We start from the raw sequence: 15,182 nt of genomic DNA on the forward strand, positions 1-15,182 counted from the left end.
AGCGGAGTGACGGCATGAGTGACCTTCTCGCAGGGCCGGTGGAGGCCGCTGCCGGCCTCGCCGTCTACGGCGCGGACGCGGTCGACAAGTCCGCGCCCGCCTCGACCCGGGACGCGCTGGTCAAGGCCGGCGTCCCGGGCAAGCTGGCCGGCAAGGACGCGAGCCTGTGGGGTCCGGACGCCGAGGCCGAGGCCAAGGTCCGGCTCGGCTGGGTCGACACCCACCAGCGCAGCCGCGAGTTGCTGGTGCAGCTCGCGGAGCTGAAAGCCGAGCTGGCCGACCTGGACCACGTGGTGCTCGCCGGCATGGGTGGTTCGTCGTTGGCCCCCGAGGTGATCACCCGGACGCTGGGCCGGCCGCTGACCGTGCTGGACACCACCGACCCGGGCCAGGTCCGGGCGGCGCTCGGTGACCGGCTGGAACGCACCGTCGTGGTGGTGGCCAGCAAGTCCGGCTCGACGGTGGAGACCGACAGCCACCGTCGCGTCTACTGGCAGGCGTTCCTGGACGCGGGGATGACCGAGGCGGAGGCCGGCCGGCACTTCGTCATCGTCACCGACCCGGGTTCGCCGCTGGAGACCACCGCGACCGAGATGGGCGCGTTCACGGTGCTCGCCGACCCGAACGTGGGCGGCCGGTACTCGGCGCTCACCGCGTTCGGCCTGGTGCCCTCGGCGCTGGCCGGGGTCGAGGTCGCGGAACTCCTCGACCAGGCCGACGCGCTGGCCGCGTCGCTCGGCGCGGACCGGGACAATCCGGCGTTGGCGCTGGGCGCCGCCCTGGGCGCCGCGGCCACGCTGGCCCGGGACAAGGTCGCCCTGGTCTCCGACGGCACCGGCATCGACGGTCTCGGTGACTGGGCCGAGCAGCTGATCGCCGAGTCGACGGGCAAGGCCGGGGTGGGCATCCTCCCGGTGGTCGTGGAGTCGCCGCAGAGCCCCGGCGCCAGCGGTGCGGACGTGCTGACGGTCAGCTACGGGGGCTCGCTGGCCCCCGGTGACGTGCCGGGTGGCGGCGCCACCCCGGACGTGGCCGTCAACGGCCCGCTGGGCGCGCAGTTCCTGGCCTGGGAGTACGCGACCGCGGTGGCCGGCGTGGTGCTCGGCATCGACCCGTTCAACCAGCCGAACGTCACCGAGTCCAAGGAGAACACCAACAAGATCCTGGCCTCGGGCCTGCCGGCGGAGTCGCCGTCGTTCACCGAGGGCGCGATCGAGGTGTACGCCCCGCAGGGTGCTCCCGGGGACCTGGCCGGCGTGCTGCGCTGGCTGCTCGACGGGCTGGGCGACGACGGCTACCTCGCGGTGATGGCGTACCTCGACCGGTTCGCCGACGCCGACACGGCCCGGCTGCGGCCGCTGCTGGCGCAGGCGGGCGGGCGGCCGGTCACGTTCGGCTGGGGTCCGCGGTTCCTGCACTCCACGGGCCAGTACCACAAGGGCGGCCCGCAGGTGGGCAGCTACCTCCAGGTGACCGGCGCGGTCGCCGAGGACCTGGCGGTGCCGGGCAAGCCGTACACCTTCGGTGAGTTGCAGGCGGCGCAGGCCGCCGGGGACCGGCAGGCGCTCGCCGGTCGGGAACGCCCGGTGCTGCGGCTGCACCTGACCGACCGTGCCGCCGGTGTCGCCCAGCTGCTCGACGCCGCCGGTGACCTGCCGGCGTGAGGATGGACGACGTGACTGAAGCGGAGCGAGGAGGTGGTTCGGTGAACCCGCTACGCGACCCGCAGGACCGCCGGTTGCCCCGGATCCCGGAGCCGTGCGCTCTGGTGATCTTCGGGGTGACCGGCGATCTGGCCCGTAAGAAGCTACTCCCTGCCGTCTACGACCTGGCCAACCGAGGGCTGCTGCCGCCCGGTTTCGTGGTGCTCGGCTTCGCGCGCCGCGACTGGGGTGACGGCGACTTCGAGACCCTTGCGTGCGAGGCCGCCCGCAAGCACGCTCGTACCCCCTGGCGGGAGGAGGTGTGGGCACGGCTGGCCGGCAACATCAAGTTCGTCGGCGGCTCGTTCGACGACGACGCCGCGTTCGACCAGCTCGCCTCGACGCTCGACGACCTGCGCCAGACCCACGGCATCACGGGCAACGCGGCGTTCTACTTCTCCATCCCCCCGGCCGCGTTCCCCGTCGTGCTCAAGCAACTGGCCCGCACCGGGATGGCCGACAACGAGAAGTCCGGCGGTTGGCGTCGGGTCGTCGTGGAGAAGCCGTTCGGCAACGACCTGCCCTCGGCGAAGGCGCTCAACGACCTCGTCGACGACGTGTTCACCCGGGAGGACGTCTTCCGGATCGACCACTACCTGGGCAAGGAGACCGTTCAGAACATCCTCGCCCTGCGGTTCGCCAACAACCTGTTCGAGCCGCTGTGGAACTCCAAGTACGTCGACTCGGTGCAGATCACCATGGCCGAGGACGTCGGCATCGGCACCCGTGCCGGTTTCTACGACACCGTCGGCACCGCCCGGGACGTGCTCCAGAACCACCTCCTGCAACTTCTCGCCCTGGTGGCGATGGAGGAGCCGACCAGTTTCGACGCCGACGAGATCCGGGCCGAGAAGCTGAAGGTGCTCAAGGCGATCACCCTGCCCAAGGATGTGGCTCGGGACACCGTGCGCGGCCAGTACCTGCCCGGGTGGGTGGGCGGCGAGCGCGCGGTCGGTTACCTGGAGGAGCGGGACGTCCCCACCGACTCCACCACGGAGACGTACGTGGCGGTGCGGCTGGGCATCCAGAACCGCCGGTGGGCGGAGGTGCCGTTCTACATCCGGGCCGGCAAGCGGCTGCCCCGGCGGGTCACCGAGGTCGCCATCATGTTCAAGAAGGCGCCGCACCTGCCGTTCAACGACGCCGACATGGAGTCGCTGGGCAACAACCAGTTGGTCATCCGGGTGCAGCCGGACGAGGGTGTGGTGCTCAAGTTCGGCTCGAAGGTGCCGGGCACCACGATGGAGGTCCGCGACATCGCGATGGACTTCCAGTACGGCGAGGCGTTCACCGAGTCCAGCCCCGAGGCGTACGAGCGGCTGGTGCTGGACGTGCTGATCGGGGACCGCACCCTGTTCCCGGACGCGGCCGAGGTCGAGCAGAGCTGGCAGGTGATCGACCCACTGGAGCACGCCTGGGCGGGCACCAAGCCGGAGCCGTACCGGGCCGGCGAGTGGGGGCCGCGCGCCTCCGACGAGATGCTGGCCCGCGAGGGCCGCGCTTGGAGAAGAGCATGATCGGGCTGTGGGACACCACCGGCAACGAGGTGGTCAAGGCGCTCGCCGCCGAGCGGCGCAGCGCCGGTGGCGTGGCCAGCGGCATGGCGCTCACTCTGATCGTGGTGGTGGACGAGAAGCGGGTCCGCGAGGCGGAGGCGGCGGCGACGATCGCCGCCGCCGCCCACCCGTGCCGGCTCGTGGTGGTGGTTCGCTCCGAGATCGAGCGGGACCGCAACCGGCTGGACGCGGAAATCGTGGTCGGTGGCCGGCTCGGCCCGTGCGAAGCAGTTGTCACCCGGATGTACGGCCGACTGGCCCTGCATGCCGAGTCGGTGGTCATGCCGCTGCTGGTCCCGGACGTGCCGGTGGTCACCTGGTGGCACGGCGAGCCGCCGGCGGAGATCGCCACCGACTTCCTCGGGGTGGTCGCCGACCGCAGGATCACCGACTCGGCGCAGGCCGCCGACCCGGTGGAGGCGCTGCGGCAGCGCGCCCGGGACTACGCTCCGGGCGACACGGACCTGGCGTGGACCCGGATCACCCCGTGGCGGACCCTGGTCGCCGGGGCGTTCGACACCGCGAGCGAGCGGGTCGTCGAGGCGACGGTGGTGGCGCCGCCCACCGACCCGACGGCCGCGCTGATGGTCGGTTGGCTGTCCAGCCGGCTCGGCATCACCCCGCACCTGGTGGACTCCGACGAGTTTCCCCGGATGCGGGAGGTGCGGTTGAGCTGCGCCAACGGCGATCAGTTGTCGTTGACCCGCGAGGACAGCATGGCGGTGTTCCGGCGTACCGGTCAGGACGACCGGGCACTGCCGCTGGTCCGCCGTCCGCTCGGTGACGAGTTGGCGGAGGAGCTGCGGCGTCTGGACGCCGACCAGGTGTACGCGGAGGCGCTGGGCGCGACGGTCGGGCTGCGTGGGCTGGAGCAGCGCCCCGCGCAGCGGGTGCACGTGTGGAAGGATCCGGCCACCGCGCGGCGCGCCGAGGCCGGCGTCACCGCTCACTCCGGCACCAGCGGCGAGAGCTGAGGCCCTGCCGGGGCACGACGTCGGGGCAGGGGCCGGTGTAGTCCGGTCCCTGCCCCGGAGCACACCATCTCGGGCGAACCGGTCCGGGCACGACGCGACAGCGACCGCCGCGCGGTCGGGAAACGAAGGCGCATTCCATGAGTGAGGCGAGTGTCGCCGTCCACGCCGACGCCGACCTGCTGGCGCAGGCCGTGGCGGCCCGGTTGCTGGTGAAGCTGCTCGACGCCCAGGCCGACCGGGGTGAGGCCTCGGTGGTGCTCACCGGCGGGCGGGTCGCCGCGGCCGTGTACCGGGCGGTGGCGACGCTGCCCGCCCGCGACGCGGTGGACTGGTCCCGGGTCGACGTGTGGTGGGGCGACGAGCGGTTCCTGCCCTCCGGTGATCCGGACCGCAACGAGACCCAGGCCCGAGCCGCCCTGCTGGACGTGGTGCCGCTGAACCCGGCCCGGGTGCACCCGATGCCGCCTTCGGACGGCCCAGCCGGCAACGACCCCGAGGCGGCGGCTGCCGTGTACGCGGAGGAGCTGGCGCGCGCCGCCCGGCCCGGGCACGCTACGCTGCCGCACTTCGACGTGCTGATGCTGGGCGTCGGCGAGGACGGGCATGTCGCCTCGGTCTTCCCCGAGCACCCGGTGGGCTACGAGACCCGGCCGGTCAGCGCGGTGCGGGGCAGCCCCAAGCCGCCGCCGACGCGGACCACGCTCACCCTGTCGGCGATCAACACCGCCGAGGAGGTCTGGCTGGTGGCGGCCGGCGCCGACAAGGCCCGCGCGGTGGGCATGGCGTTGGCCGGTGCCGGGCCGGTGCAGTTGCCGGCCGCCGGGGTGCACGGGGTGGGTCGCACCCGCTGGCTGCTGGACCGGGCGGCGGCAGCCGACGTACCGGCACGACTGCGCAGCCTGCGCTAGTCGGAGCCGCCTACTCGCCCCGGCGGCGGCGTAACGCCGCCAGTGCCTCGTTCAGCAGGGCCTCCCCCTCCTCGGCGGTGCGCCGCTCCTTCACGTACGCCAGGTGGCTCTTGTACGGTTCGGCGCGGGTCCGGCCGGGCGGGTTCTGGGCGTCCCGGCCGGCGGGCAGGCCGCACCGGGGGCAGTCCCACCGGGAGGGCGCCTCGGCGTCCGCGGCGATCCGGATGTCGATCCGGTGGTCGTTGCGGCACCAGTAGGTGACGTCCTGTCGGGGGGCGGGTTGGTGTCGCTCGTCGGGGCGCATGGGCGCGGAACCGACTCGGGCGCCGCGGATGACGTTGCCACTGGGCATGGCTGCTCGCTCCTGTCGTCGGAGGGGACCCGCCATCAAAGAGGGGTGAACGGCGGGCGACGCGGTGCAGCGGAGAAAAGCCTGCGCGCGGCCCGTCGAGTGACGGACCGCGCGCAGATTGTACGACTGAACGAGCGTGCTCAGGTGCCGCTGTTCATCTGCAGGCGGAGCCAGAGCCCGAGCCCGACGATGGCGGCGAACCAGACGACACTCACCAGAACCGTGTAGCGGTCCAGGTTTTTCTCTGCCACGGAGGAGCCGGCGAGGCTAGAGCTGACGCCACCGCCGAACATGCTCGACAGACCGCCGCCCTTGCCGCGGTGCAGCAGGATAAGCATGGTGAGCAGAATGCTCGTGATGATCAGCAACACGATCAACGTGTATGCGAACCAGATCGGCATGGCTGGGGTCAGTCCTCTCGTAGCGATCCTCGCCCGGTCTGATCGGGCACGGCGGCACCGACCGGCGGACGGGCGGTGTCCAGGATACCGAGCGATCAGCGAGCGATGTGCTCCGGGAAGCGGCAGATCTGAGCGAATTCCTCCGCGTCCAGGCTGGCGCCCCCCACCAGGCCCCCGTCCACGTCCGGCTGGGCCATGATCGAGGCGACGTTGGACGCCTTGACCGAGCCGCCGTAGAGGACCCGGACCTGGTCGGCGGTCTCCTGGTCGAAGCGCTCCGCCAGTCGTTGACGGACCGCCCCGCAGACCTCCTGGGCGTCCTCCGGCGTCGCGGTCTTGCCCGTGCCGATCGCCCAGACCGGCTCGTACGCGATCACGACCTGCCGCACCTGCTCGGCGGTGAGCCCGGCGAGGCCCCCGTCGAGCTGGTCGGCGCAGTGCGCCACGTGGGTGCCCTGCTCGCGGACGTCCAGCCCCTCCCCCACGCAGAGGATCGGCGTCAGGCCGTGCGTCAGCGCCGCCTTCACCTTGGCGTTGACAAGTGCGTCGTCCTCGTTGTGGTAGGCCCGCCGCTCCGAGTGCCCGACCACCACGTAGGTGCAGCCGAGCTTGGCCAGCATCGGACCGGAGATCTCCCCGGTGTACGCGCCGGACGCGTGTGCGGAGAGGTCCTGCCCGCCGTAGCCGATCAGCAGCTTGTCGCCGTCCACCGCGGTCTGCACCGTCCGCAGGTCGGTGAAGGGCGGCAGCACGACCGTCTCAACCTCGGTGAGCTGCTTCTCGGTGAGGCTCGCCGCCAACTTCTGCACGAGCAGGTTGGCCTCGAGGTGGTTGAGGTTCATCTTCCAGTTGCCGGCCATCAACGGCCGACGGGTGGTGCTCGACATTCAGTTCTCCAGGGCCGCGATGCCGGGGAGGGTCTTGCCCTCAAGGTATTCCAGGGAGGCGCCGCCGCCCGTGGAGATGTGCCCGAAGGACGACTCGTCCAGCCCCAGGGCACGGACCGCCGCCGCCGAGTCACCGCCACCGACGACGCTGAACGCGTCGGCCTTGGTGATCGCCTCGGCGATGCCCCGGGTGCCCGCCGCGAAGGCAGGCATCTCGAACACGCCCATCGGACCGTTCCAGAAGATCGTCTTCGCCGGGGACAGTGCGGCGCTGAAGCCGGCCACCGTCTCCGGGCCGACATCCAGACCGAGCCGGTGGCTCGGGATGCCGTCGACCCGGACCGTGTCGTGCGCGGCGTCCGGGGCGAACGCGTCCGCCACCACCACGTCGACCGGCAGCATGATCTTGCCGTTGGACCGCTCCAGCAGGTTGCGGCAGGTCTCGACCATGTCCTTCTCCAGCAGCGAGGTGCCCACCTCCAGGCCCTGGGCCTTGAGGAAGGTGAAGCACATCCCGCCACCGATGAGCAGCCGGTCGACCGTGGGCAGCAGTGCCTCGATCACGGCGAGCTTGTCGGACACCTTCGACCCACCGAGCACCACCACGTACGGCCGTTCGGGATCGGCGGTGAGCCTGGAGAGCACCTCGACCTCACGCAGCACCAGCCGGCCCGCGACGTGCGGCAACCGGGCCGGCACGTCGAAGACACTCGCGTGCTTGCGGTGCACGGCGCCGAACGCGTCGTCCACGTACGCGTCGCCGAACGCGGCGAGCTGGTCGGCGAAGGCACCCCGCTCGGCCTCGTCCTTGCTGGTCTCGCCCGCGTTGAAGCGCAGGTTCTCCAGAAGGGCGACCTGGCCGTCGCCCAGGTCCGCGACAGTGGAACGGGCGGACTCACCGACGGTGTCGGTCGCGAAGTGCACCGGCGCGCCGAGCAGCTCACCGAGCCGCCCGGCGACCGGGCGGAGGCTGAACTGCGGGTCCGGCGCGCCCTTCGGGCGGCCCAGGTGCGAGCAGACGACCACCTTCGCGCCGGCCTCGACCAACGCGCCGAGGGTCGGCAGCACCGCGCGGATCCGGCCATCGTCGGCGATCCTCACTCCGTCCGGAGTGCCGCCTTGCGGCGCGGAGGCGGAGTTATGATCGCTGATGGCTCCGGACTGCTTGTCGAGCGGGACGTTCAGGTCGGCGCGCACCAGCACGCGCCGACCTGCCACCCCCTCGGCGAGCAGGTCGTCGAGGGTCCGGATGCTCACAGCGACGAACCGACCAACTTGACCAGGTCGACGAGCCGGTTGGAGTAGCCCCACTCGTTGTCGTACCAGCCGACGACCTTGACCTGGTTGCCAACGACCTTGGTCAGCGGCGCGTCGAAGATGCACGACGCCGGGTCGGTGACGATGTCGGAGGAGACGATCGGGTCCTCGTTGTAGACCAGGATGCCCTTGAGCGGGCCGTCCGCGGCGGCCTTCAGCGCGGCGTTGACCTCGTCCACGGTGGTCTCCCGACCCACGTTGACGGTGAGGTCGGTGACCGAGCCGGTCGGGATCGGCACCCGCAGCGCGTACCCGTCGAGCTTGCCCTTGAGGTCCGGCAGCACCAGGCCGATGGCCTTGGCGGCGCCGGTCGAGGTCGGGACGATGTTCAGCGCGGCGGCCCGGGCCCGACGCAGGTCCGAGTGCGGCGCGTCCTGGAGGTTCTGGTCCTGGGTGTACGCGTGGATCGTCGTCATCAGACCGTGCTGGATGCCGAACGTGTCGTGCAGGACCTTCGCCATCGGGGCGAGGCAGTTGGTGGTGCACGAAGCGTTGGAGATGATGGTGTGCTTCGCCGGGTCGTAGGTGTCGTGGTTGACACCCATGACGACGGTGACGTCCTCGTTCTTCGCCGGGGCGGAGATGATGACCTTCTTGGCCCCGCCGGCGACGTGCGCCTTGGCCTTGGTGGCGTCGGTGAAGAAGCCGGTCGACTCGATGACGACGTCGGCGCCCACCTCGCCCCACGGCAGCTTCGACGGGTCCTTCTCGGCGTACGCCTTGATGGTCTTGCCACCGACGGTGATCTCGTCGGCGGTGGCCTTGACCTCGTAGGGCAGGCGGCCGAGGATGCTGTCGTACTTGAGCAGGTGGGCGAGCGTGCCGTTGTCGGTCAGGTCGTTCACCGCCACGACCTCGATGTCGGCGTCAGACGCCAGCACTGCCCGGAAGAAGTTACGGCCGATTCGGCCAAAGCCGTTGATGCCAACCCGGATGGTCAAGGTCCCATCTCCTCGCGTTCTGGTCCACCGGCTTCAGACAACGGGCCGGCGGGAATGGTGTGCGCCGACCGTTGGAGCCGGCCGCTGACGGTTCATCTCGGCCACCCCGCCGCGCGGTCTGCGGACCTGACCGCCCGAGGCGGTGGGCACAGCGAGGAGTGCCGGTGTCGGCCCCCTTGCCGTACGCAGCGACCCTATCCGAGCGTGCGAGACCACGCCGCGCCGGGTCGTGCTCCCGGGCACACCGTGCGACCCCACCGTCCTATCAGACCACGAGCATGTCGGGCGTGACTGCCGCTTCCGTATCCGGGATGCCGAGGTCCCGGGCGCGCTTGTCGGCCAGGGCGAGCAGCCGGCGGATCCGCCCGGCGATGGCGTCCTTGGTCAGCGGCGGGTCAGCCAGCGCGCCCAACTCCTCCAGGGACGCCTGCCGGTGCTCCAGGCGCAGCCGCCCGGCGTCGGTCAGGTGGTTGGGCGCCTCCTCGGCGAGGATCTCCAGCGCGCGGGTGACCCGGGCGGCGGCGGCGACTGCGGCGCGCGCCGAGCGGCGCAGGTTGGCGTCGTCGAAGTTGGCGAGCCGGTTGGCGGTGGCCCGCACCTCCCGGCGTACCCGACGCTCCTCCCAGGCCAGCACGCTGGAGTGCGCGCCGATGCGGGTGAGCAGCGCGGCGATCGCGTCGCCGTCCTTGACCACCACCCGGTCCACGCCGCGCACCTCGCGGTTCTTGGCGGTGATGCCGATGCGGCGAGCCGCGCCGACAAGCGCCAACGCCGACTCCGGCCCCGGGCAGGTGATCTCCAGAGCACTGGAACGGCCGGGCTCGGTGAGCGAGCCGTGGGCCATGAACGCGCCCCGCCACGCGGAGACCGCGCAGCAGACGTTCGCCGCCACCACGTGCGGGGGCAGCCCACGCACCGGGCGGCCCCGTACGTCGAGCAGGCCGGTCTGCCGGGCGAGGGCCTCGCCGTCCTTGACCACCCGCACGATGAAGTGGCTGCCCTTGCGCAGGCCACCAGACGCCAGCACGTGGATCTCGCTGGGATATCCGTAGACCTCGGCGACCTCCCGGCGTAACCGCCGGGCCACCGCCCCCGTGTCCAGTTCCGCCTCCACCACCACGCGGCCGGAGACGATGTGCAGCCCGCCGGCGAAGCGCAGCAGTGCGGCCATCTCCGCCCGCCGACAGCAGGGCTTGGGCACGTCGACCCGACTCAGCTCGTCCTTGACCGCGGCCGTCATCGCCATTGTGCGTCCCCTCACGGACCGGTTCCGGCGTGTCGCCGGAGATTACGTACGTGTCTAACGATCGGCGCCCAGGACAGGCACCAGCGCGGCGCCCAGGGCAGCCGGATCATGGCGGGGAGTGCCGTCGGTGACGGCGACGGGGGCGAGGACCAGGCGGGCACCCAGCGATTCTGCCGCACGTTCGACCGGTTCGGGGTCACCCACCGCCAGGGCATCGGCGAGCACGAGATCCACCTTGAGCTCGGCCAGGTACCAGTGCAGGGCCGCGAGGTGGTCGGCGACCGAGAGCCCGAGGGTCTCCTTCTCCGCGGCGAGGTTCAACGTGACCAGCCGCCGGGCCGAGGTGGACACGATCGCGTCGGCCAACTGCGGCACCAGCAGGTGCGGAAGCACGCTCGTGTACCAACTGCCCGGCCCGAAGATCAACCAGTCCGCCGCCATGATCGCCTCGATGGCCTCGGCGCAGGCCGCCGGGGCGGCGGGCGTGAGGCGCAGCGACTCGACCCGCCCCGTGGTGACCGCCACCTGGTGCTGGCCGCGCACGGTCCGTACCTCGTCGGGGGCGGCCGGGTCGACACCGCGTACCCGCGCTTCGATGCCGACCGGCTGGCGGGACATCGGCAGCACCCGGCCGACCGCGCCGAGCATCGCGCCGGCGTGCTCCAGCGCGGCCACCGGGTCACCGAGCAGCTCCATGAGACCGCAGAGCACCAGGTTGCCCACCGCGTGCCCGGCCAGCCCGTCGGCGCCGGCCGACGCCCCGTCGGTGCCCCGCCGGACCGCGTCGTCCCGGTCCGGGTCGGTCGCCCCAGTTTCGGGTACGCCGGCCGGCACGGCGGCGAAGCGGTGCTGGAACAACCCGGCGCTGCGTCGGGTGGCCGGGTGGTCGCCGGCCAGCGCGACGAGGGCCTGACGCAGGTCACCCGGGGGCAGTCCACCCCGCTCGGCGCGCAGGCGGCCACTGGAGCCGCCGTCGTCCCCGACGGTGACCACGGCGGTGATGTCGAGGTCGAGTTCGGGTGCGCAGTGGCGCAGCGCCCGCAAGGAGGCGGAGAGCCCGTGCCCACCGCCGAACGCCACCACCCGGCGGGCCGTCACTCGCGCCCCAGGTCGCGGTGCTGGGCGTTGGCTGCCAGCCCGGAGTGGCGCAGGCGGCTGGCCAACTCCTCGGCGATGGCCACGCTGCGGTGCTTGCCGCCGGTGCAGCCCACGGCGACCGTCAGGTACCGCTTGCCCTCCCGCTCGAAGCCGGCGGTGGTGGCGTTGACCAGGTCGGCGTACGAGGCGACGAAGGCCTCCGCACCCTCCTGACCCAGCACGTACGCGCTGACCGCCTCCTCCCGACCGGTGTGTTCGCGCAGCTCCGGCACCCAGTACGGGTTCGGCAGGAAGCGGGCGTCGAGCACGAAGTCGGCGTCCGGCGGCAGGCCGTACTTGAAGCCGAACGACAGCACGGTGACCCGCAGCCGGCGGGCGTCCTCGCCGCCGAACAGCTCCTCGATGCGACGCCGGAGCTGGTTGACGTTGAGGTGGCTGGTGTCGATGATCACGTCGGCCTGGTCACGCGCCTCCTCCAGCAGGCCACGCTCCACGGCGATGCCGTCGGCCAGCCGCCCGTCGCCCTGCAACGGGTGCGAGCGCCGGACGCTCTCGAACCGCCGGATCAGCACCTCGTCGTCGGCGTCGACGAAGACCACCCGGGGCGAGAAGCCGCGTTCCTTCAGCTCCCGGATCGCCCCGGCCAGGTCCGTGGAGAAGGCCCGCGACCGGACGTCCAACACCATCGCGGTACGCCGAGCCGCCCCGCCCGCCTTGAACGCCAACTCGGCCATGTCCAGCATCAGCGCCTGCGGCAGGTTGTCGACCACGTAGTAGCCGACGTTCTCCAACGCGCGGGCGACAGTGCTGCGGCCGCCCCCGGAGACGCCGGTCACCACCACGAGTGTGGTCTCCGACTCGGCCGCCAGCTGCCCGTCCACGGCAACCGGATCGTTGATCCGGTCACCGGCTGCGCGCGCCTCGCTCACCCGTACCCCCAAGCTGTGGCGCCGCGGCCCCCTCGGCCGCGATTGGTCAATCAGCGACTCTATCCCGCCATCCGGGCGGGGGCCGGCACCTGTCCCGGGTCGTCCGGCGATCGACGGCCGGCGGTCGTGCTCCCGACAGTCGCCAGTCTTGATAACGATCAGTAATCATCAATAAGCTTTTCGTGATCGTCGCAGGTCAGACCGACATCTGGGAGGGTGCGATGCACGACCTTGCGGACAAGAACAAATACATCGGCTTCCTGTTCATGCGGATCAGCCCGGAGTACTTCGCGCTCGGCCGGGAGGGCATCCACGAGGTCTCCGCCGAGCACGCACGGGACCTGGGCCGCTTCGCCAAGCAGCTCACGCACGTCGTGACGACCGGGGTCAACGGCAAGTACGACCAGGTCACGATCGTCGAGGGCGACACCCTCGAGGAGATCAACGCGGCGGCCACCGCCTTCCGGATGGGTGCCAAGGCCCGCTACATCGAGATCGTCGACATCGTGGTCGGAATGAAGGCCCCGCCGCGCGGTCTGGCGAACCGGTCCAGCCAACCCAGCTGACCGCACCGCCCGCCCGACGCGCCCACCCACTCGGGAGCGCCGGGCGGGTGCTGTCGGGGTGGGCTCGTAGACTCCGCGGATGGCTTCCCCCACCGACCTGCGTACCGAAGGCGCGCTGCCGGTGCTGCGCCGGGTGTTCGGCTACGACGCCTTCCGCGGTTTCCAGCAGCAGGTGATCGACCATGTGGTCGACGGCGGCGACGCCCTGGTGTTGATGCCCACCGGTGGCGGCAAGTCGCTGTGCTACCAGATCCCGGCCCTGGTCCGCGACGGCGTCGCGGTCGTCGTGTCCCCGCTGATCGCGCTCATGCAGGACCAGGTGGACGCCCTCACCGCGGTCGGCGTCCGCGCCGGCTTCCTCAACTCGACCCAGACCCTGGACGCCCGACGCCGGGTCGAGGCCGCCTTCGTCGCCGGCGAGCTGGACCTGCTCTACCTCGCCCCGGAGGCACTTGGCGTCCGGTCCACCCTCGCCCTGCTGGACCGGGGTCGCATCTCCCTGTTCGCGATCGACGAGGCGCACTGTGTGTCCCAGTGGGGCCACGACTTCCGCCCCGACTACCTCGCGCTGTCGATGCTGCACGAGCGCTGGCCAGAGGTGCCGCGGATCGCGCTGACCGCCACCGCGACGAGCGCCACCCGCACCGAGATCGCCACCCGGCTCAAGCTCGACGACGCGCGGCACTTCGTGGCGAGCTTCGACCGGCCCAACATCCAGTACCGCATCGTGCCCAAGCGGGAGCCGCGCAAGCAACTGCTGACGCTGCTGCGCGACGAGCACCCCGGCGACGCCGGCATCGTCTACTGCCTGTCCCGCGCCTCGGTCGACAAGACCGCCGAGTTCCTCGTCGCCAACGGCGTCGCCGCCCTGCCGTACCACGCGGGTCTGGACGCGGCCACCCGCGCTCGCAACCAACAGCGCTTCCTGCGCGAGGACGGCCTCGTCATGGTGGCCACCATCGCCTTCGGCATGGGCATCGACAAGCCCGACGTCCGGTTCGTCGCCCACCTCGACCTGCCCAAGTCCGTCGAGGGCTACTACCAGGAGACCGGCCGCGCCGGGCGAGACGGCCTGCCCTCCACGGCCTGGCTGGCGTACGGGCTGCAGGACGTCGTCCAGCAACGCAAGATGATCGAGACCTCCGACGGCGACCTCGCCCACCGCCGCAACCTCGCCGCGCACCTGGACGCGATGCTCGCCCTCTGCGAGACGGTGCGCTGCCGGCGGGTCCAACTGCTCGAATACTTCGGCGAGACGTCCACGGCCGCCTGCGGCAACTGCGACACCTGCCTCACCCCACCGGAGACCTGGGACGGCACGGTCGCCGCCCAGAAGTTGCTCTCCGCGATCTTCCGTCTCGACCGTGAGCGCAACCAGCGCTTCGGCGCCGGGCACTGCATCGACATCCTGCTCGGCAAACAGACCGACAAGATCAGCCAGTACGGTCACGACTCGCTCACCGTCTTCGGCATCGGCTCCGAGCTGAGCGAGGCGGAGTGGCGGGGCGTGGTCCGACAACTGCTCGCCGAAGGGCTGCTCGCCGTGGAGGGCGACTACGGCACGCTCGCCCTCACCGAGGCGAGCGCCGACGTCCTGGGTCGCCGCCGCACGGTCACGATGCGCCGCGAGCCGGAGAAGCCGGCCTCCAGCCGCTCGTCGAAACCGCGCGGCGCGGCCACCGTGGTGGCCGAGCTGACACCGGCCGCCGCGTCGCTGTTCGAGCGACTCCGGAGCTGGCGGGCGGCCAGCGCCAAGGAGCAGGGCGTCCCGGCGTACGTGATCTTCCATGACGCCACGCTTCGACAGATCGCCAGCGACGCGCCGGGCACGCTGGCCGAGTTGTCCCGCGTCAGCGGGGTCGGCGAGAACAAGCTCGCCAAGTACGGCGAGCAGATCCTCGGCGTCCTCGCCGCCGACTGACGTCAGTGATGCCGAAGGGCCGAACCCCGTGGGGGTCCGGCCCTTGGCTGGTGCGGTGGTGCGGTGGTGCGGTGGTGCGGCCTCGCGGTGGTGCGGCCTTGCGGTGGTGCGGCCTTGCGGTGTGGTGCGGCCTTGCGGTGGCCTGGCCTTGCGGTGGTGCGGTGGTGCGGTGGTGCGGTGGTGCGGCGTTGCGGCGTTGCGGCGTTGCGGCGTTGCGGTGGTGCGGCGTTGCGGCGTTGCGGCGTTGCGGCGTTGCGGCGTTGCGGCGTTGCGGCGTTGCTGTGGTGCGGTGGTGTGGGGGTCAGCTGGTGGCGTAGCCGCGGGTGGCGATCCAGTCGGCGAGGTGCTCGACGCTGATCTGGTAGGCGGCCTGGTTGGGGTCG

At 71.7% G+C, this 15,182-nt stretch carries 14 protein-coding genes; 6 read left to right on the forward strand and 8 right to left on the reverse strand.

All coding sequences use genetic code 11. From position 1 onward, the window contains the following. Window positions 1–14 precede the first annotated feature (14 nt). From AB0C25_RS34615 to pgl, 4 genes are all read left to right on the forward strand, one after another. The gene (locus AB0C25_RS34615) at window positions 15–1,664 is read left to right on the forward strand and encodes a glucose-6-phosphate isomerase (protein WP_357379102.1); all 1,650 of its coding nucleotides are present in this window, start codon (window positions 15–17) and stop codon (window positions 1,662–1,664) included. Window positions 1,665–1,666: 2 nt separating this feature from the next. Beyond that, entirely contained in the window at window positions 1,667–3,220 is a 1,554-nt protein-coding gene (gene zwf, locus AB0C25_RS34620; RefSeq protein WP_357379131.1) for a glucose-6-phosphate dehydrogenase, read from the forward strand. Then, a complete protein-coding gene (locus tag AB0C25_RS34625; RefSeq protein WP_357379104.1) occupies window positions 3,217–4,233 on the forward strand; it encodes a glucose-6-phosphate dehydrogenase assembly protein OpcA in 1,017 nt (338 codons plus the stop codon). The genes zwf and AB0C25_RS34625 overlap by 4 nt, the downstream gene beginning before the upstream one ends. 137 nt (window positions 4,234–4,370) lie before the next feature. After that, window positions 4,371–5,141 carry a 6-phosphogluconolactonase gene (gene pgl / locus AB0C25_RS34630; RefSeq protein WP_357379106.1) on the forward strand — a complete coding sequence of 257 codons (771 nt, stop codon included), beginning with the start codon at window positions 4,371–4,373 and terminating at the stop codon, window positions 5,139–5,141. A gap of 10 nt (window positions 5,142–5,151) precedes the next feature. Here pgl and AB0C25_RS34635 read toward each other — a convergent pair whose 3' ends face one another. From AB0C25_RS34635 to rapZ, 8 genes are all read right to left on the reverse strand, one after another. Beyond that, complete coding sequence (locus AB0C25_RS34635; RefSeq protein WP_357379108.1) at window positions 5,152–5,493, reverse strand: RNA polymerase-binding protein RbpA; 342 nt, start codon at window positions 5,491–5,493, stop codon at window positions 5,152–5,154. Between the two features lie 140 nt (window positions 5,494–5,633). After that, entirely contained in the window at window positions 5,634–5,894 is a 261-nt protein-coding gene (secG, locus tag AB0C25_RS34640; RefSeq protein ID WP_355033235.1) for a preprotein translocase subunit SecG, read from the reverse strand. Between the two features lie 95 nt (window positions 5,895–5,989). Next, entirely contained in the window at window positions 5,990–6,781 is a 792-nt protein-coding gene (tpiA, locus tag AB0C25_RS34645) for a triose-phosphate isomerase (protein ID WP_357251392.1), read from the reverse strand. After that, on the reverse strand, window positions 6,782–8,038 hold the full coding sequence (locus AB0C25_RS34650) for a phosphoglycerate kinase (protein WP_357379111.1): 1,257 nt from the start codon (window positions 8,036–8,038) through the stop codon (window positions 6,782–6,784). Beyond that, window positions 8,035–9,039: a type I glyceraldehyde-3-phosphate dehydrogenase gene (gap, locus tag AB0C25_RS34655; RefSeq protein ID WP_357379113.1), complete on the reverse strand. Its 1,005-nt coding sequence runs from the start codon at window positions 9,037–9,039 to the stop codon at window positions 8,035–8,037. The genes AB0C25_RS34650 and gap overlap by 4 nt, the downstream gene beginning before the upstream one ends. Window positions 9,040–9,304: 265 nt before the next feature. Further along, window positions 9,305–10,285 carry a DNA-binding protein WhiA gene (gene whiA, locus AB0C25_RS34660; protein ID WP_238681773.1) on the reverse strand — a complete coding sequence of 327 codons (981 nt, stop codon included), beginning with the start codon at window positions 10,283–10,285 and terminating at the stop codon, window positions 9,305–9,307. 54 nt (window positions 10,286–10,339) lie between these two features. After that, a complete protein-coding gene (locus AB0C25_RS34665; RefSeq protein ID WP_357379115.1) occupies window positions 10,340–11,383 on the reverse strand; it encodes a 2-phospho-L-lactate transferase CofD family protein in 1,044 nt (347 codons plus the stop codon). Then, window positions 11,380–12,282 carry an RNase adapter RapZ gene (rapZ, locus tag AB0C25_RS34670; protein ID WP_357379133.1) on the reverse strand — a complete coding sequence of 301 codons (903 nt, stop codon included), beginning with the start codon at window positions 12,280–12,282 and terminating at the stop codon, window positions 11,380–11,382. The genes AB0C25_RS34665 and rapZ overlap by 4 nt, the downstream gene beginning before the upstream one ends. 251 nt (window positions 12,283–12,533) lie before the next feature. On the opposite strand from rapZ, the gene AB0C25_RS34675 reads away from it, so the two are divergent. Beyond that, entirely contained in the window at window positions 12,534–12,878 is a 345-nt protein-coding gene (locus AB0C25_RS34675; RefSeq protein WP_357379117.1) for a hypothetical protein, read from the forward strand. Window positions 12,879–12,957: 79 nt separating this feature from the next. Next, entirely contained in the window at window positions 12,958–14,799 is a 1,842-nt protein-coding gene (recQ, locus tag AB0C25_RS34680; protein ID WP_357379119.1) for a DNA helicase RecQ, read from the forward strand. The last annotated feature ends 383 nt before the right edge of the window (window positions 14,800–15,182 follow it).

Source organism: Micromonospora sp. NPDC048839, assembly GCF_040649915.1.
Taxonomy (GTDB): Bacteria; Actinomycetota; Actinomycetes; order Mycobacteriales; family Micromonosporaceae; genus Micromonospora.